15 protein-coding genes are annotated in these 19045 nt (G+C 47.2%); 1 reads left to right on the top strand and 14 read right to left on the bottom strand.

Annotated features, from left to right (window positions below; genetic code table 11):
* Positions 1-219 precede the first annotated feature (219 nt).
* The 5 genes from udp to LNL84_RS10235 all read right to left on the bottom strand — a co-directional run bounded on the left by udp (position 220) and on the right by LNL84_RS10235 (position 7056).
* Positions 220-978, bottom strand: coding sequence for a uridine phosphorylase (udp, locus tag LNL84_RS10215; RefSeq protein ID WP_244357145.1), 759 nt, complete (start codon positions 976-978; stop codon positions 220-222).
* Between the two features lie 218 nt (positions 979-1196).
* On the bottom strand, positions 1197-3512 hold the full coding sequence (locus LNL84_RS10220) for a zinc/cadmium/mercury/lead-transporting ATPase (protein ID WP_244357146.1): 2316 nt from the start codon (positions 3510-3512) through the stop codon (positions 1197-1199).
* Between the two features lie 97 nt (positions 3513-3609).
* Complete coding sequence (locus tag LNL84_RS10225) at positions 3610-5070, bottom strand: MATE family efflux transporter (RefSeq protein ID WP_244357147.1); 1461 nt, start codon at positions 5068-5070, stop codon at positions 3610-3612.
* Between the two features lie 72 nt (positions 5071-5142).
* Positions 5143-5559 (bottom strand): CBS domain-containing protein, encoded by a 417-nt coding sequence (locus LNL84_RS10230; RefSeq protein ID WP_244357148.1) that lies wholly within the window; start codon positions 5557-5559, stop codon positions 5143-5145.
* A 462-nt stretch (positions 5560-6021) separates the two neighbouring features.
* A complete protein-coding gene (locus tag LNL84_RS10235; protein ID WP_244357149.1) occupies positions 6022-7056 on the bottom strand; it encodes an IS110 family RNA-guided transposase in 1035 nt (344 codons plus the stop codon).
* 97 nt (positions 7057-7153) lie between these two features.
* On the opposite strand from LNL84_RS10235, the gene LNL84_RS10240 reads away from it, so the two are divergent.
* Positions 7154-7381, top strand: a complete 228-nt coding sequence (locus LNL84_RS10240; RefSeq protein ID WP_244357150.1) for a hypothetical protein — start codon at positions 7154-7156, stop codon at positions 7379-7381.
* Positions 7382-7411: 30 nt separating this feature from the next.
* On the opposite strand, the gene nirD is transcribed toward LNL84_RS10240, so the two are convergent.
* The 9 genes from nirD to LNL84_RS10285 form a co-directional block, all read right to left on the bottom strand.
* Positions 7412-7738 (bottom strand): nitrite reductase small subunit NirD, encoded by a 327-nt coding sequence (gene nirD / locus LNL84_RS10245; protein WP_244357151.1) that lies wholly within the window; start codon positions 7736-7738, stop codon positions 7412-7414.
* A gap of 2 nt (positions 7739-7740) precedes the next feature.
* Complete coding sequence (gene nirB / locus LNL84_RS10250) at positions 7741-10236, bottom strand: nitrite reductase large subunit NirB (protein WP_244357152.1); 2496 nt, start codon at positions 10234-10236, stop codon at positions 7741-7743.
* Positions 10237-10247: 11 nt separating this feature from the next.
* Positions 10248-11087 carry an ABC transporter ATP-binding protein gene (locus LNL84_RS10255; protein ID WP_244357336.1) on the bottom strand — a complete coding sequence of 280 codons (840 nt, stop codon included), beginning with the start codon at positions 11085-11087 and terminating at the stop codon, positions 10248-10250.
* Between the two features lie 58 nt (positions 11088-11145).
* A complete protein-coding gene (locus LNL84_RS10260; protein ID WP_244357153.1) occupies positions 11146-12114 on the bottom strand; it encodes an ABC transporter permease in 969 nt (322 codons plus the stop codon).
* Positions 12115-12150: 36 nt separating this feature from the next.
* A complete protein-coding gene (locus LNL84_RS10265) occupies positions 12151-13551 on the bottom strand; it encodes a CmpA/NrtA family ABC transporter substrate-binding protein (RefSeq protein WP_244357154.1) in 1401 nt (466 codons plus the stop codon).
* A gap of 296 nt (positions 13552-13847) precedes the next feature.
* Positions 13848-14420 (bottom strand): ANTAR domain-containing response regulator, encoded by a 573-nt coding sequence (locus LNL84_RS10270; protein ID WP_244357155.1) that lies wholly within the window; start codon positions 14418-14420, stop codon positions 13848-13850.
* 9 nt (positions 14421-14429) lie between these two features.
* On the bottom strand, positions 14430-15410 hold the full coding sequence (locus LNL84_RS10275; RefSeq protein ID WP_244357156.1) for a glycosyl transferase family protein: 981 nt from the start codon (positions 15408-15410) through the stop codon (positions 14430-14432).
* A 37-nt stretch (positions 15411-15447) separates the two neighbouring features.
* Positions 15448-16305, bottom strand: a complete 858-nt coding sequence (gene cobA / locus LNL84_RS10280; protein WP_244357157.1) for a uroporphyrinogen-III C-methyltransferase — start codon at positions 16303-16305, stop codon at positions 15448-15450.
* Between the two features lie 11 nt (positions 16306-16316).
* A complete protein-coding gene (locus LNL84_RS10285; protein WP_244357158.1) occupies positions 16317-18995 on the bottom strand; it encodes a nitrate reductase in 2679 nt (892 codons plus the stop codon).
* Between the last annotated feature and the right edge of the window lie 50 nt (positions 18996-19045).

Here is a 19045-nt window from a genome sequence, read left to right on the forward strand (position 1 = left end):
AGAAACAGTAGAAGATGTATTTGCGACGCAAATCCTTCCTGAGCGTTTTGTGAAAGCAAAAGCTGAGATTGAAAAGAAGAAAACAGCTAAAGCTTAATTTCTTTTCCTGACCTTTCAAAAAACCTCTCGCTAAGTCGAGAGGTTTTTTTTGAATACAACAAAATAAAAAACTCTTCGCACCAACGAAGAGTTTTATCAGTTACAGAATATTGAAATCAGTTACAACATCTTGCGCGCCGCTTCAACAACAACCTTAATTGAACGTGTTTCCGTTTCTTTTAAGGTCGAATGATCTGGAATTTCTTTTTGCGTGCGGTTGATAATAACACCAGCAACACACCCTGCTTTTAACCCTGAGCTAGCACACATAGTAAGGAGTGTGGCAGACTCCATCTCAAAGTTTAATACGCCCATATCTTGCCATTCCTGCATCGAACCCTGAAAACGCTTAACCACGCGACCAGAAAAGGTATCGTAACGTTCTTGTCCTGGGTAGAAAGTATCGCTCGATGCCGTCACTCCGGTATGAACCGTTGCCTCTTGCTCTAATGCCGCGTGCTTCATTGCAGTGGCAACATCAAAGTCAGCGACTGCCGGAAATTCCATCGGTGCAAAGTGCAAACTCGCACCATCAAGACGCACAGAGCCTGTTGTCACGATCATATCGCCCACATTCACGTTCGGTTGAATTGCACCTGTTGTGCCAACGCGTAGAAATGTTCTTACCCCTAACTGAGCCAACTCTTCAACAGCAATTGACGTCGAAGGGCCACCAATGCCCGTTGAGCAAACAATAACAGATTGCCCCTCTAACTTGGCACGATAGACCGTATATTCACGATGGCTCGCCAAAAACTCAGGCTCATCCATTAACTCAGCAATCTTCTGCACTCTAGCTGGGTCACCTGGAATAATCGCTAATGTCGCGCCTTGTAAATCTTGTTCTGTTACACCTAGGTGGAATACTGCTTGAGACATGGGTTACTCCTTTCTTCACATTGGATACCTGATAAAGCTTATAAGATAAATCCGGCCAAGACCGTACGCATGTCACGTTTTATCACTGCAAATTACAACGCATTGCAGATAAAATCGGTTGGCATCACATAATGTGACCCTATTGGTTTGAGATTTGCACAAGCCTTACTACATCAGTCGTAAAAAAAGCCGCTATAATCTGGCGGCTTTATGGACATTCAATCTTGCGTTCTTGTTTTATAGTGTAACAGTCTCAAAGCATTAAGAGTGACCAACGCAGTGGCGCCACTGTCAGCTAGCACTGCTACCCAAAGCCCGGTGATACCAAATAAACTCGTCACGAGAAACACCCCTTTCAAGCCCAATGCTAATGTTACATTTTGTTTGATATTATTAAGTGTCGCTCTTGAGAGCTCTACCATTGTAGGTAACTCAAGCAAACGATTATGAGTGAGTGCAGCATCCGCAGTTTCTAGGGCGACATCTGTTCCGCCTCCCATCGCAATACCAATGTTTGCAGCCTTCATTGCCGGCGCATCATTAATACCATCCCCCACCATTGCAACACGCTGACTTTCGCTTAGCTCGTCAACATAAGCCACTTTTCCCGCTGGTAGCAAAGATGCCTGGTAGTCCATTCCCAGAGGCTCTGCTATCGCTTTAGCGCTTCGTTCGTTATCACCTGTTAGCATAACCGAGTGAATACCAAGTCGTGAGAGTGCTTTTATCGCCTCTGCTGCTTCTCGACGCACTTCATCTTGCCATGCAATCAGGCCCAATATTGATTGTCCTTCAATGAGTACTACGGCTGTTTTTCCTGCACTTTCTAACTGAGCAATCTGTTGTTCAATTTCAACGCCAACGTCAACGTCAACGTCGAGTTTAGACGGTGACATCAAAGAAAAATGCCTGTCTCCAATGCGCCCTTCAACACCAGCTCCTACTAAGGCTCGTTTGTCGTCCGCTTGCGGGATGGTAATGTCTTTGTCCTCGACATATTGGACAAGTGACCTTGCTAAGGGGTGATTTGAACCCATTTCTATTGCCGCTGATACTTCCAATAATTCCAGCTCGCTAATCTTGTCGAAGGTAATAACATTCGTGACCGCAGGACGGCCTAACGTCAACGTGCCAGTCTTATCGAAGGCAACCGCTTCTATATTACCGAGCTGCTCTAGTGCCGCACCACCTTTGATCAAAGCGCCACGTTTTGCAGCTGCGGCTAGCCCTGATGTAATCGCTGCTGGCGTCGAGATCACAAGGGCGCAAGGACACGCGATGAGCAACAGTGCGAGTCCGCGATAAATCCATGTATCCCAAGATTGCTCGAACAATAAAGGAGGAGTGACGATGACGAGCAGTGATACCAACATCATCAGCGGGGTATACCAGCGACTGAATCTATCAAGAAATCTCTCGATCGGTGCTTTACGTGATTCCGCTTCTTCTATCAAATGAAGGATGCGGTCAATAGCATTCTCGCCTTGCTTAGAGGTCACTCGTAAAGTTACAACCTTGTCAGCAAGCACTGCGCCTGCCATCACCTTGTCACCGACTTCACGCTCGACGGGTAATGACTCACCGGTCAAGGCACTTTCGTCAAAACTCGCTGAAGACGAAACAAGAACACCATCGGCCGGTAAACGATCACCGGGTGCAACTTCAATTATATCGCCTGGATTTAACTGCGACGCACTCACCACACTGCGTTTATCTTCAACAACAACAGTGGCTTGTTCTGGTACCAGTGACATTAACGCCGTTACACCACTTCTTGCTTTTGAGGCCGCGAATACCTCCAAGCGCTCGCCAATCAAAAAAAGCAAGAGAACCATTGCGGCCTCAACCGTTTCGCCTAAATAAAGGGCTCCTAATGCGGCGACACTCATTAGAGTTTCTATCGAAAACGGAGTGCCTGAGCGTGCTAATCGCCATGCTTTTGATGTAATAGGCATTAACCCCAATAGGCAAGTTAACGCGAAAATCCTCTCACTCAAGACAGGCTGATTTGTTTGCATTAAAGCCGCTAGCGTCATACCAAGTGTAATGGCACTGATGTGAAAGTTCTCTTTCAGAAAATTAATCCAGCGCGGCTGGGAAGATTGCTTGAGGTTAGCTGACTGATCAGCGGCTGAAATGAGCCTGAATCCAGCCGATTTTACTGCAGATTCGACATCACTTAAGTATCGCAGTTCATCGACTCTCACCACTAATTTTTCAGTGGCAAAAAGCACCTTAGTGCTACTTACGCCGGGCAGTGAACCCGTCGCTTTTTCTACTTTACGAGCACAGGATGGACAATCCATACCTGCGACTTTCCAGGTTTTTACAATGCTTTGTTCTTTATGCCCCTCATTCACAAGGGGGTCGTCAATATCTTCAGACAGACACCCGTCAGATTGATGGTTACAACAGCTATCACTGGCCACTTCAGTTGCCGTTGCCACCAGCGGCTTTGCTGCTGCGCAAGAGCTTTGTATCGGACGAACCGTACTTATCTTTTGTGAGCGGCACGCTTCATGTTTCATACACATAGGCTTCTCCTTTCCTCTCCTATATAGACAGTTTAAACCTTGGAGGTAACTCCAAGGTCAAGGAGAAAAACGTTTTATTCAACTATGCCAATCACTCTTACGTTTTACTTGGATCTAGGATCTCTTCCTCAATGCTGGCGACATCATCGAGAAGCACGGCATCGTGAGAGCAAAATGGTTGTGAATTTACGCTAGTCATACTTGGATCCGTCACACCAGTACACTCACCTGTTTGTCTTAATTCACGAATATGGAAATTTAAAACTGCCAATCCAATAATACCAAACACAATATTACCGACAGCTTGCCCATACAAAACACCAAGCGCCCCAAACCAAAGGGAGCCCAAATATACAAAAGGTAAGGTACCCGCTGTCGCTTTACCAAGGTTGAGCGCTGTTGAATAAAGCGGTTTACCAAGGTTATTGAAAGAAGTGTTGGCGACAAACAGTGCCCCATTAAATACAAAGGTCACGGCAATGTAAGTGGCAAAGGTTGCCATGATCAAAGCAGCATCGCCTGTCAAAGAAAAGCTGCTAACCACGAGATCTTGGGCAAAGTACAACAGCAAGCAAACTAGCAAGGTATAAATGGTAGTGACTATCAATGAATTACGCAGAGTTTCTTCAACTCTATCTATTCTTTTGGCTCCATAATTTTGCCCTACGATCGGTCCAACCGCCCCTGATAACGCGAAAATTGCAGCGAAACAGACCGGAGTAATGCGGCCAATCACCGCAAAGCCAGCGATAAAGTCTTCACCATACTGAGCCAGTGATGTGGTCACTATGGCATTGCCTATTGGGGTCGCTGTATTGGTTAAAATGGCCGGCAATGCAATAGCCAATATCACTTTGCTGTTATCAACAAGCTCTCGGATCCTCGGACATGAAAGTAATTGATGCACTCTGAGTAATGGAAAAAAAGAAAAGTAAAACACGGTGAAGCGAGCAACAACAGACGCCGCGGCCGCACCTTCAACGTTCCAGCCAAAACCAAAGATAAATAATGGATCGAGTACGGCATTGACGATCCCTCCTGCTAATGTCGCCCACATAGAGCGCTTAGCGTCACCAGCGGCTCGAAGGCCCGCACCACTTGCCATGCCTATGGCAATTATTGGTGTGCTTGGCAGTATAATCCACAAATACGCCTGCGCTCTTTCGTGGGCTCGGCCTTCGGCTCCAATCGCTGAGAGCAGTTCGGGGATATAGACACACATCGTCGCGGTTATCACCGCACTAATGAGAAACGAAATGACTAAAACACTACTGCCAATTTGCCGAGCGTAATCGAGATCCTTTGCACCAATAGCCTTTGACATCAACGCCCCCATAGCGATAGACGTACCTATTGACACTGACGTTGCAAAAAAGAGCAGTGTTCCTGCAAATCCAACAGCGGCGGCTAATTCCACCTGACCGAGCATACTGATGAATAGCATGTCTAACAGATCGACGACAAACAGCGACATCAATCCCACCGAACCGGCTCCTGACATCACCAATATGTGCCGCATTGTTGAACCTTCAACAAACTTCGCTGAGCTATCCGTCATGATCAGATCCCATCAACTGGTTGAAAATGCAATAAAAAAGCGTCTAATGCGCTCTTTTTCGGATGGTAAAGGTTAGACGGGATGCTGGAAACAATCTTGGAGGTTTTTGCCAATGGCTCTAAGGACATCACGACGTGTTATAATCCCCACAAGCTTTCCATTATCAATAACCGGATAGACCTTGGGCTTTCCGACTTTCATCATATCCGCAAGTTCAATGATCGATGTCTCGGGCGAGACAGACAGAACCTCTTCATACATACAGTCACCCACCACATGTGTATCTTGGCAGTGGTAACTCACTTTGACCAATTTATCTAAGAGATCTTGCTCGGAAATAAAACCAATCACCTTTTCATTATCATCGATCACCGGCCCACCGAGTATCGGTGACTGCATCACTTTATCAAGAGCCGCGGTTAGCGACATATCTTTTGTGAAAGTAATGGTTCTTTGAGTCATATAGTCTTTAACTTTTAGTGATTCCATAGCACTCTCCTTTGTCTCCCGATAATCAAACCTAGTCCGTTTATTGTGGCGCAATCTGCTACAAGGTCGAAATGGGATTTACCGATACTATCGATAGTAAATTCCTATCACAGTAAAATTCATTGATTCCACGGCATTTATATTTCTAAGCGTAAGACGGTTTTTTCGATTTTGCCTGCCTTATCGATAAGAATTTTGTAACTATTCTGTGTGCTTGATTTTGGGTTATTGGTGTCACCCTCATATATGGACTCCCGTTAGATTGCAACTAGAGGACAAAAATAAGTAGGAAGCATGCGCATATTCGGGCTCTTATTGAGTTGCGAACTCTGCCCCTTGATGTTTTCGCACCCTAATGCCACTTCGCGAAAAAGGTACCTAGTACCATGAGGATGATCTGGCTCGTTAGGGTTGGTCTTACCTGTTTTCGTCTTACTCTTGGTTGTAATCTAAATATGGTTCTTAAACTGGTTCAGGTAATTGGTATGGTTGGTGGTGATTGAGCATTGACCATGCCGTCCTGACTGTTTTGTTGGCAAGCGCAACAGCGGCTCTTCGAAGCCCAGCTCTTTCTATCAGGCTTTTGACCCAAGCCTCTTTTGTTGTCTTAGGCTCTCTTCGGTCGACAACCCGAACAAAAGCGAGAGCACCTTGAATCAAATTGGCTCGTATTCGTTTACAGGCGAATTTTTTACCAATGCCTAAAAGTACAGTCTTGCCGCCAGTGCTGTACTGTTTTGGTGTTAGACCAATGCACGCTGAAGCTTCACGGCCATTTTTGAAGTTACCGCCGCCTTCACCTATGGCGAGATACAAGGCCAGCGCATTGACATTGCCCACGCCCTCAAGAGCAGAGAGGTCGCGACATTCAGGTTGTTGCTGAATTTCATTGTTGAGTTGTTTTGCGATTGTCTCTTTCTTTTCAATAAGGTCTTGATACAGCCAATACATCATCGATATTTGCTCTCTAACTATATCTGGCAGCCCGTTTTCGGCGTCTTCTAAAACAAACGGAACTTGCTTTCCAAAAGCGGACGTTCCACGTGAGATATCAATACCAAACTCGGCAACAAGCGCTCTAATCATGTTGCTTGTAGCAGTGATTGTGTCGACCAAGTGCTGTCTCATTTTGTCGATGGATTGAAGTGACTGCGCTCTAACGGATTTGACAGCAATAAAATGGACATTAGGCTGTTTAGCTGCGACAGCAATGGCCATCGCATCATTTTTGTCTGTTTTTTGATTGGTGCGAAATGGAGATACGTTCTTTGGTGCGATCAAGATGACATTATGCCCTATGGATTGACAATAACGCCCCCAAAAATGGGAAGTAGCACAGGACTCCATTACGACAGTGCAAGGAGGTTGCTTGAGTAACCAAGACTTTAGTTTGGCTTTGCTGAATGATTTCTCTGTAGCGACATGATTGCCAACTAGCTTACAAACTTGGAATGAGCTTTTTGCTAAATCAATAGCTATGGTCGTAGACTTGTTCATGTATGGACTCCTAAAGATTATGGTTTAGTCACCAGTAATTTTAGCTCCCTCTTAAGGGAGGGAGTCCATACATCGTGAAAAAGCGACTGCAATCCCGATGCGATCGAGTTTCGCTCGCACATTTGGGGTGGTGCATCTCTCTGAACCATTTATCAAAAACCCATCGTTGGCGGTCAATAAAGTTCCGTTTTCTAGCCCATTGTCATGGATGAAACGCAAAAGTTACACTCAATATATGTTCGGCAAACCCGTGACGATGACATCGTCACAACTGCTTGTGGGTGAGCTTGGCGAGGTTGTTCACCAGCTCATGAGGGTGAAGTAATCACCCCCCTCATGGTTCCATTCGCCCTGTTTAAGCTGACATCACCCATACTTCCTCACCACGTATTTCAACCTGCCATGTTTTAACGGCAACTTCAGGGGCTTCAATACACTCTCCAGAGGTCAAATCAAAGTGCTGCTTATACAGTGGTGAGGCAACGCAATCACGTCCATCAATGTCACCTACAATCCCACGGCTCAAAACAAACGCGCCACCGATGGGGTCCCAATTATCAATGGCATACACCGCTTGTTCGGTCTCAGGTAAATAAAACAGCGCCAATTGAGTATCTCCTACCAGCGCTCCACGCCCTTGATAGGGTGTCAAATCGGTAACATCACAAATCTTATTCCACATGATCAATCCTCCAATTGCGGGTCAACGATGGTTACAGGGATCCTTTGACCTCGAACGCGCTGATAACCAAGGTCTGTACTTTGTTGGTCACTATTAATAAATGGCATGAATTTGGCGCGTTTCTCTTGTGACTCAACGGCGGTTTTCCACTCACATTGATAAGTATCGACAATATGTTGCATCTGTTTTTCAAGCTGCACATTAATCCCAAGTGAGTCTTCGATAACCACTTGTTTCAGATAATCTAACCCACCTTCCAAGCTTTCCATCCAAACCGAAGTACGCTGCAAACGTTCACCCGTTTTAACGTAGAACATCAGTACTCGGTCAATCAAAGTGACAAGGGCTTCCGTCGTCAGATCAGAGGCTAATAAATCAGCGTGGCGCGGACGCATACCGCCATTGCCACATACGTACAAGTTCCAGCCATTTTCGGTAGCGATTACACCAATATCTTTACTTTGGGCCTCAGCACACTCACGAGTACAACCCGAAACCGCGAACTTGATTTTATGCGGAGCACGCAAACCCTTATAGCGATTTTCCAGGTCGATAGCGAGACCCACTGAATCGTCGACACCGTAACGGCACCAGGTTGAGCCAACACACGATTTCACAGTACGTAGCGACTTACCGTAAGCGTGGCCCGTTTCAAAACCGGCTGAAATCAATGTGTCCCAAATTTCTGGAAGCTGCTCGACTTGGGCTCCAAATAAGTCAACACGCTGACCACCTGTTATCTTGGTGTAAAGGTCGAACTTCTTCGCCACCTCACCCAGTACAATCAACTTTTCAGGCGTGATTTCACCACCTGGCACGCGAGGTACTACAGAATAGGAGCCGTCTTTTTGTAAATTTGCGAGGAAAAGATCGTTGGAGTCTTGCAATCCGCGATGAGAGCCCTCTAATACATGCTCATTCCAAAGTGATGCAAATACAGATGCCGCTGTGGGCTTACAGATATCACAGCCCTTCCCTTTACCATGCGTCTCAATTAGCTCATCAAAGCTTTTGATCGATTCGACTTGGCAAATGTGAAATAGCTCTTGTCGTGAGAACTCGAAGTGTTCACAAAGGTGATTGTTCACCTCTTGACCCATTGCGACTAACTCTTCATCGAGAACACTTTTCACCATGTTGCTACAGCCACCACAGCCCGTACCAGCCTTGGTTTCGTCTTTTAACGTCGCGAGATCGTGGGCGCCAGCATGAATGGCTTCGACTAAATCACCGCGAGTCACATTGTGACAAGAACAGATCATGGTAGACGCGCTAGCACCGCCTGATAGTGAACTGGTATCAAACAGCAGCTCAGCAGGATGCTCCGGTAAGGTTTTCTCATTGAGGTAAGCTTGCAACAGCAAGTCATAATCGGTGGTATCCCCAACCAGAATCGCGCCGAGTAAGCGAGTACAGCTTTCGTCCACCACAAGCTTCTTATAAGTCCCTTGTGCCATGTCTTGCAGCACCATTTCTTTGGCACCTGGAGTCTGCATTTGCGCATCACCAATCGACGCAACATCCACACCAAGCAGCTTGAGTTTGGTGCTCATATCTGCACCTTCAAACGTTGCCACTTTTCCCATCAGTTGGTCTGCAACAGTTCTCGCCATCGCATAGCCTGGTGCCACCAATCCGAAGATGCGATTTTGCCAAAGAGCACACTCACCAATCGCGTAGATAGCATCATCACTGGTTTGGCAGTTGTCGTTAATGACGATACCACCGCGCTCACCAATTTCTATACCCGCCTTTCTTGCAAGTGCATCTTGTGGGCGAATACCCGCAGAAAACACCACGACATCCACATCCAGCGGCTCTGCATCGTTGAATACCATACGGTGATAGGCCGTTTCACCATCACAGATCCTATCAGTACCTGTAGAGGTGTGTACTGTAAGCCCCAGATCTTCAATCTTGTCTTTCAAAAGACCACCAGCACCATCGTCAAGCTGCACTGGCATCAAACGTGGAGCAAACTCAATCACGTGCGTTTTCAACCCCAACAGTTTTAAAGCATTAGCCGCTTCAAGCCCCAGTAGACCGCCACCGATAACCGCACCAGTCTTCGCGCCTTCACACGCTTTACGAATGGCGGAAAGGTCGTCTAAGGTACGATAGACAAACACCTTGTCGCGATCTTTGCCTTCAATGGGGGGTACAAACGGATATGAGCCCGTGGCTAATACTAACTGGTCATAACCGAGAATGTCTTCGTCATCGAGCGTAATGCGTTTGCTCTGCTTATCGATAGCGGTAACCCGACTCCCCAGCACCAACTCAACACCGTATTTTTGGTACCACTCTTCATCACCCAACATTAGAGAATCGTAGGAGTTACCAGAAAAGAGTGATGAAAGTTGAACTCGGTCATACGCGGCATAACGCTCTTCACCAATAACCGTAATTCGATAATTTAAGTGTCCCTGCAGGCTAATTAGGTGGGCGATAAAATGATGCCCAACCATGCCATTGCCGACTACAACGATATGCTCCATATCTGCTCTCCCTATGCGCTTTTTTTCGCGTCTTGCTGTTTGCTCGTACTCGCGGTCACTGACAATTCGTTTTTCGCTTGTTTCTCATACAAAAAGGACAATACAGCTTGGCGGTATTTTTGATACTGCGTGTTGTCGGCCATGGCCACTCGGTTTCGCGGACGCTCTAAGTCAATATCAAGCACCTCACCAATCGTCGCGGCAGGTCCATTAGTCATCATCACAATCTTGTCCGACAGCAATACCGCTTCGTCAACGTCGTGCGTGATCATGATGACGGTGTTGTTTAGCTCGGCTTGAATCGCCATCAATGCATCTTGCAACTTGGCTCGGGTCAAAGCATCTAGCGCACCAAACGGCTCATCCATTAGCAGCACTTTCGGCTTTAACGCCAAAGCACGAGCAATGCCCACTCGCTGCTTCATCCCCCCGGAGATTTCGTCGGGCTTTTTGTCCGCGGCGTGAGACATTTCCACAAGTTCGAGATAGTGATGAACTTGCTCTTTGATCCATATCTTGTCCTTCCCCTTAGCCACCTGCTTCACTGCCAGTTCAATGTTGTCATACACGCTTAGCCACGGCAGCAACGAGTGATTTTGGAACACGACAGCACGCTCTGGTCCCGGGCCGTCAACTTCACGACCATCGACAATGACCCCGCCGTCAGTGGGAAAGTGAAGCCCCGCCACTAAGTTCAACACCGTGGACTTGCCACAGCCCGAATGACCGATCAATGAGATAAACTCCCCTTTTTGGATCTGAAGATTGACATTCTTGAGTGCCACAAACTCCCCTTGTGGCGTAGGGAACCGCATTCCGAGCTGGGTCAGGTCAAGTAAAGGTTTCGACATCATTAACTTCCTTATTCGATAATCAAGGCACTATTTATCAATTGGCAACAGTGTCTAGTTAGCGTAGCGATTGTTGTTTGTTCCAAGAAAAGTGCTTTTGTAACAGCAGCATGCCGCGATCAAGCAGCAGACCGATAAAGCCGATAGTCATCACTGCGACCATAATGCGACCGAGTGAAGCGGAGCTACCGTTTTGGAACTCATCCCAGACAAACTTGCCGAGACCTGGGTTCTGCGCCAGCATTTCTGCGGCAATCAATACCATCCAAGCAATACCGAGTGATAATCGCAGACCAGTGAAAATCATTGGAATGGCCGAAGGCAATACGATGGTGCGAATGTGTTGCCACCAAGACAGCTTCAACACTTTGCTCACATTAAGAAGATCCTTATCGACGCTGGTCACCCCCACTGCGGTATTAATAAGCGTTGGCCACAAGCTACACAGTGCTACCGTGAGAAGTGAGTTAACAAAAGATTTCGCAAACAAAGGATCATCACTCACATACGTGGCACTGACAACCATGGTGACTATCGGTAACCACGCCAGTGGTGACACCGGTTTTAAAAGCTGAATAATCGGATTAAATGCCTGATACACGCCTTGATTGAGGCCCAGCACGATACCTAACGGGATCGCAATCACTGATGCCAAAATAAAGCCACATGCCACCGTGATCAGCGAGGTGCCGATTTGATCAAAGAAAGTGGGCTTACCCGTATAAGGACGGATCTTCACTTTCGCATCCGGGTTTTTCGCCAGTTTCGCTGCATTACGCTTTTCTTGACGCTCAATAAATGCCTCGGCCTTATTACGCTCCTCAACGTGCTCTACGGCCAAATTTGTAAACTGTTCAAACGTTTTAACTGGCCCTGGTAAGGTACCCAATGACGTCTCTACCTGTCTTGCTGCCAAATGCCACATCATTAGGAAACACAGTATCCCAATGAGGGGAAACAGCAGCGCTCGGCTGCGGTTCACCACCATGTCACGGCTTGGCTTAAGTGAAATTACGTTCGTTGCCATCGCCTTTTCTCCTTAGCTTCTTCTCGGCTTATTCGGTTAAACTTTGTCGTTGCCTTTAAGACCGATAGAGAACTTTTTCAGGTACTCGTTCGGCTTCGTGCCGTCATACACGATATTGTCGATAAAGTGAGTTTGTGGCGCACGAAAACCATCTTCTTTTTTGAAATTCGGGAAATCTTTTGACGTTAATACACCATCGTCCACCAGCGCTTCAGCTGCTTGTTGATAGATGTCTGGGCGGTAGACTTCTTTTGCGATGTCCGTATACCACTGGTCATCTTTCGAGTCGGCAATCTGTCCCCAACGACGCATCTGAGTTAAGTACCAGATCGCATCACTGTAATATGGGTAAGTGGCGTTGTGACGAAAGAACACGTTAAAATCAGGCACGTCGCGCTTATCCCCTTTCTCGTACTCAAATGTCCCAGTCATACTGTTGGCGATCACCTCCGCATCTGCACCTACGTAGGCACTCTTCGATAGCATCTTCACCGCTTCTTGACGGTTTGCATTATTGTTTTCATCCAGCCAGTGCGCCGCACGGATCAGCGCTTTCACTACGCGAATATGAGTATTCGGGTATTGTTCAGCCCAAGACTTGGACACGCCGAACACTTTCTCTGGGTTGTTTTTCCAGATCTCGTAGTCAGTCACCACCGGCACCCCAATGCCTTTGAACACGGCTTGTTGGTTCCACGGTTCGCCTACGCAATAGCCTTCGATAGTGCCCGCTTCCATTGTCGATGGCATCTGTGGAGGCGGTGTTACGCTAAGCATGACATCGGCATCAACTTGACCACTGTTATCACCCGATTTTGGCGCGTAGTAACCAGGGTGGATCCCACCCGCCGCTAGCCAGTAGCGCAGTTCATAGTTATGGGTCGAAACAGGGAACACCATGCCCATATTGAATGGTTTACCTTCATCCAGATACCCTTCAACCACGGGCTTTAGTGCGTCTGCTTTAATAGGATGAACCGGCTTACCATCGGCTTGCTTGGCAATATGTGGCTTCATCGCTTCCCAAGTGTTATTAGAAACAGTAATCGCGTTACCGTTGAGATCCATACTGAACGCGGTGATCACCTCCGCCTTGGTACCAATACCGATCGTCGCTCCCAGTGGCTGACCTGCCAACATATGGGCGCCATCTAGCTCACCATCGATTACGCGGTCTAGCAGTACTTTCCAGTTAGCTTGCGCTTCGAGCGTGACGTACAAACCTTCGTCTTCAAAAAAGCCTTTTTCATAGGCCACAGCAAGCGGCGCCATGTCGGTCAGTTTAATGAAGCCAAACTTAAGCTCTTCGATTTCTGGCTCGCCCAACGCTGCCCACGCTGATGTGCCAACTAACAGCGTTGCCGTGGCAATAGTTGTGGTGCTGACGCGATGAAACGTCTTACCGACTTGAGTTGCTCGTTGAGTCCATTTCTTCATAACACTCTCTCCATGTAATGCTTAAATTTTTTCCAAAAAAAAGACGCCACTGCTAGATACAAGCAGTAGCGCCATTGCTAACCTTCATTCACCGCCATTGATGAGTTCAGGAGCTGCCCACGAAAGGGCGGGGGGTATTGTGTTTGATATTAGTCTTTCAATATGCGTGCCACATTGTAATTAAACTTTAAATTCAGTCACTTAGTTGAATTTTCATTTCAAAAAAGTGATTTCTTGCCTCTCCAGTGTGCACCGTGCACCAATTGAATGAAGTACCCCTAACCCTAAAGTGGTATCTAACAATGAATCGATTCCAGGGTGTTAATAAGGTTCTTGGCAACTTGACCAAGGGACAAACTCGACTGCATTGCCGATTTTCGTAGTGCAGCGAAGGCGGTTTGCTCATCAAGATGATGATGTTTCATCAACAGGCCTTTCGCTTTCTCAACGACTTTTCGCTCTTCGATTTTAAGATTTAGCGCTGCTATTTTTTGTTCGTCCTGAATCGATTTTTCTCGAACCTGTCTGGCGTGAATTACCCAAGCATTGAGTGAAAACTGAGAGTCATGAGGTAACAACACATAGTCGTTACCAAAAGGTAAGCGATTGATATCAGCATTATTAAGCTGCTTCAATATAACCAAAAGTGGACGTTTTTTCTGTTTCGCGACATCAATGATCAGCGACAATTCGGCACATGGTTGCTGCCAAGAAATGACTAAAGTGGATGACGGTTCTTTTTGAAGCATGGACTCCAACTGGGACAGTTGGCAGCCCATGATTTTATCAAAGTCTTGGGCAAGCCTAGCGCTGATGTGCGCCTGCTCGGCGATTGAATCGCAACAGACTAATACTGGTGTTTTTGGCATACGATTTCCCTAACATAGTGTTCCTTCACTCGTTAGTCCAACGCAATATGTATGCCAAAGTTGCTGAGCTTTTGATTGTGATTCCTTCCAATCACCGCATAACGCAAACAACGCCACTGTCATGGTACTTATAACCGTACTGGACATTAACTCTTGCTCGTCCTCAGAGGTACCTAGTGGGCACAAGATTGAGCTGTGGTTCATCATGCACTCTTCGATATAACTCGAGTTCACCATACCGTTTTCCGCCCACCAAATAGTTTGACTCACCTTCGGGTTATATTCGGTCTCACCCGACTGTCCTTTAAAAGAGACGGTTCGCTGAGTCTGCTTTGTCGGTAAATGCACTAACGACTCTACTTGGGCATGTAGCTCTTGAAAGCCTGGATGAAAGCTACCGCGCAATGCAAAAGGAGCATTTGCAGGGTTGAGCGCGCGTGCAACCGTATTGACTGGTGTTCTGAGCCCATAGCGATGCTTCCAATCGAGCATCATTTTTACTTTTGGTAGAAAGTTATCAAGAGGAAGATAAACGATATTAAACTGCTCTAGCTGTTCCTTAGCATCCTCAAGGCTACTCGCTGTATTGATATTGAGGTGGTTTAGAAAATTTCGGGCGTGCAAGCGATTATGCATTTTGTCCAAATCGCCATGGAGCAAAATTTTTACACCATTGTTAGCCAAAATCTTTGCTGCCACTAAATGCCATGGCAAACCTGAACTTTGACCGGTACGTTTCCCCGCATACAAAGGCCAATCCAGATCGGCAAAACGGTCAGGCGAGGATTTTAACGCCTGTACAAAACCGGCGATTTCCTCTGGTGTTTCATCACGAACCCGAATAAGCATCATCAGCATGGCCATTTGGTCATCACCGACTTCGCCATTAATGAAGGCCGTCATCACTTCTCGCGCCTGCGTTTGAGTCAGCGGACCTCGACCTCTTGAACCTCGGCCAACCGTACGGATACATTCTTGAATTAACGACACATCTTCTCCTACTTAATGTTACTCGCCAAGTTCACTTTCAAAGCAACCATGCTAAGTGTTCGTCTTGGACATATTCTTTCGCTACATCAACAAGCTGCTGACGGATCGATACCACTTCACCGATGATCATCAACGCTGGGCTCAAGCCACGAAGCTGTTCCGCAATTTGATTCATTTGCGACAATTGGAAAGTATATACTTCTTGTTCTGGGCTACAACCTTTACCGATAATAGCGACGGGGGTTGAAGAACGAAGCCCGGCTTGCAACAAGCCCTTTTGAATATCGAGGCTTTTTTCCAATCCCATATAACAGACCAAGGTTTGTCCTTGAGCGATAAGTGATGACCACGCAGGCAAAGCCCCAGAAACCACATTGCCCGTCACAAAGGTGACACTGCGCGCCAGTTTGCGGTGCGTTAACGGGATCAGCGCACTCGACGAGCAACCTAACGCCGCGGTAATACCAGGAATCACTTCAAACTCGATGTGCGCCGCTTTAAGTGCCAACGCCTCTTCCCCACCTCGGCCGAACACAAAAGGATCTCCTCCCTTTAACCGCACAGCGCGATACCCCTTCTGGCCGCAATCTTTGAGAATTGCATTGATTGATTCTTGGTTAAGGCTCGGCATACCGCAACGCTTGCCGACATAGAATCGAAGTGCGCTGCTGGGGATCAAATCCAAAATCCGCTGGCTGACCAAACGGTCGTATACCACGATATCCGCCAGTGCAATTCTCTTGTGTGCCGCCATTGTCATCAAATCCGGATCACCGGGCCCAGCACCGACTATAGAAACAAACCCTTTTTCTGACTTGTATGGCAATTCATCAATGAAACCAGAATCTTGCTGCTGGTGTGGACGGTATGCGTGCTCATGCCTTTGAAATTTCATGCTACGACTCCTTATTTAGCAATCACATCAATATGCTGAGAATGTTGAAAATGTTGATTGGCAATCTTTTCGACCTCAGGCAGACAAGAGCCACAATTGCTGCCACATTTAAGCTCACTTTGTAACTGGGCGATACAGGTATAACTTTGGGTTTGAATTGCGTCAATAATCTGATTTTCCGTCACTCGATAACAGCTACATACAAGCTTGCTGGTCACTCCGGTTTGAATTGCTTTAAGTGTTTTTGATAGCGAAAATGGCTGTCCAATCAGTTGCGAGAGCTGCTCCACATCAGCATCAAACGTTTTATTCTCCACTTGAATCACACTCTTCACTGTAAGCTCAGCACCGTCGGCACAGCTCAACGTGACCCAGCCATGTTCGGTATCCAAGACCAATAGTTTGCCCTTTAGCTCAACTCCTATCGCCTTGTTCCAAGCCTGCTTATTGAGCGGTGATTGACTCGCATAGCGCCACAAACGACCTTCAAACCCGCCCGTATTCGTCACTTGCATCGACGCAAACTCAGTGCGATCACGCAACTTGTCACTGCCCTCGCCCATGGCAACCATATAACTACCAATTTTGAACGGCCTTACGCTGACCAATGTTGATTTGAACGCAGGCTGGCCGGATATGGGGTCAACAACGGACTCCGTCACTTGGTTAACACCACTGCCAGCACCAAACTCCCCAGCCCAATGCATCGACAAGTACACACTATGCATCCCTAAACCTTCATCCGCTTTAATTCGCACCACGATACTGTTGCCACTATCTGGAAGTGTTACTTGTGCCAACTGATTCGTTGCTAGCTCTGCTCGCTCAATGGATAATGGATTAAGATAGAGCGTTGGCTCCACCTCTTTTTGTGTTAGCGATGACACGTATCCTGTGCGCGTCATGGTGTGCCACTGATCCCGATCTCGACCGGTGTTTAGAATAAACTCCTGGTGACCTCGTGGTAGACACTGTTCAATGGCTTCGGGGACAATCAAATTAGCACGACCAGACGAGGTCGAAAACGAGCCATCGGCGAACGGCCTAGCACCGTTCAGCGGCCACTGAGTTGGCTGCCAATTGTTGTACTCTTCTTCACTAAGCGTACTAAGCTCACTCAACTCAAAAATATAAGGGCCGCTTTTATTAATGCTCGACAGCGCAATGTGCTCTTTAAAAATGTCGTATTCACTTTGATAATCAAAGCCATCGGCTACCTCCATTAAGGAGCAAAATGCCTGCCCCACTTTAGAGATCGCCCACCAATCCGGCTTACTTTCTCCTCGCATGGGCAAGAACGCACGCTGACGAGACATCATGCGCTCCGAGTTAGTGACCATACCCTGCTTTTCTCCCCAACCCGCTGCAGGTAGCAAAATATCCGCATACTGAGCGATATCAGAGTTGACGCAAATATCCGATACAATCACCAATTCACAACGCTTTAGTGCTCGTTTGATTTTCTGGCTTTGCGGCAAAGAGACCACTGGGTTTGTAGCCATAATCCACACCGCTTTGACCTCACCCTGCTCTATCGCATCAAACAAATCTACGGCCTTTAGACCCGGTTTGGTGGCCATATTCGGCGCCTGCCAAATAGCTTGAACTTGTTCAATTGACTGAGGATCGAATCCGCGATGAGCGGCCAGTTGATTGGCAAGGCCTCCCACCTCACGACCGCCCATAGCATTAGGCTGACCAGTAATGGAAAATGGTCCACATCCCTCACGACCGATTTTACCCGTTAACAAGTGGGCGTTGATGATGGCATTACCCTTATCAGTACCATTAGCAGCCTGGTTCACGCCCTGACAATAGAGCGTAATCACGCGCTGCTTGGTCGCAAACCAATGATAAAACTGTTTGAGCCTAGTTTTGTCGACTTGGGTTTGCTCTGAGACAGCATCGAGCGAGCAAGAAGCTAGTTTTAGTGCTTTCATCAGCGCATCTGCGCCTTGCGTATGCTGATTAATGTAATCGGTATCTAACTGCTTAGTATCATCACAATAACGAGCCAGCCCCATAAACAGTGCCACATCGCTGTCGCTTGAAAGAGGAAGGTGCAGATCCGCTTGTTCTGCGGTCATGGTTTTTCGCGGGTCGATGACCACCAGCTTTAGGTTCGGGTTGGACTCTCTTGCCTGTTGAATGCGACGAAATACGATTGGATGCGTCCACGCCGCATTCGAGCCTACCAGCACAATCATTTCTGCAAGTTCAATATCTTGGTAATTCACCGGCACAACATCTTCACCAAACGCGCGAACGTGAGACGCAACCGCTGACGACATACACAAGCGAGAGTTGGTATCAATATTGGCGCTACCGACAAAGCCTTTCATCAGCTTATTGGCAACGTAGTAGTCTTCGGTTAGTAGCTGACCCGACACATACATAGACAATGCATCACTACCATGTTGCTGTTTAATGTCGTAGAACCGCTGAGCGATGGTATCAATAGCTTCTTGCCACGAGGCTTGTTTTCCGTTGACCTGCGGGTATAAAAGCCTTGCTGGCCCTGTATGACTCTCATCTAGAGAGGAGCCTTTGACACACAGTGCCCCCATATTCGCCGGGTGCGAAAAATCACCGCTAGAGGAAGCTTGATTAGGGTGACTGACACATTTGGCAACTAGACCACATCCGACACCACAATAAGGACAGGTGGTTTTGACACTTCTCGGCTTCATAGCTTCTCCTTAAGCTCGGCGACATCGATAAAAAACGCCTCTCCTTATTA

Source organism: Vibrio gelatinilyticus (genome assembly GCF_022836845.1).
Lineage (GTDB): Bacteria > Pseudomonadota > Gammaproteobacteria > Enterobacterales > Vibrionaceae > Vibrio > Vibrio gelatinilyticus.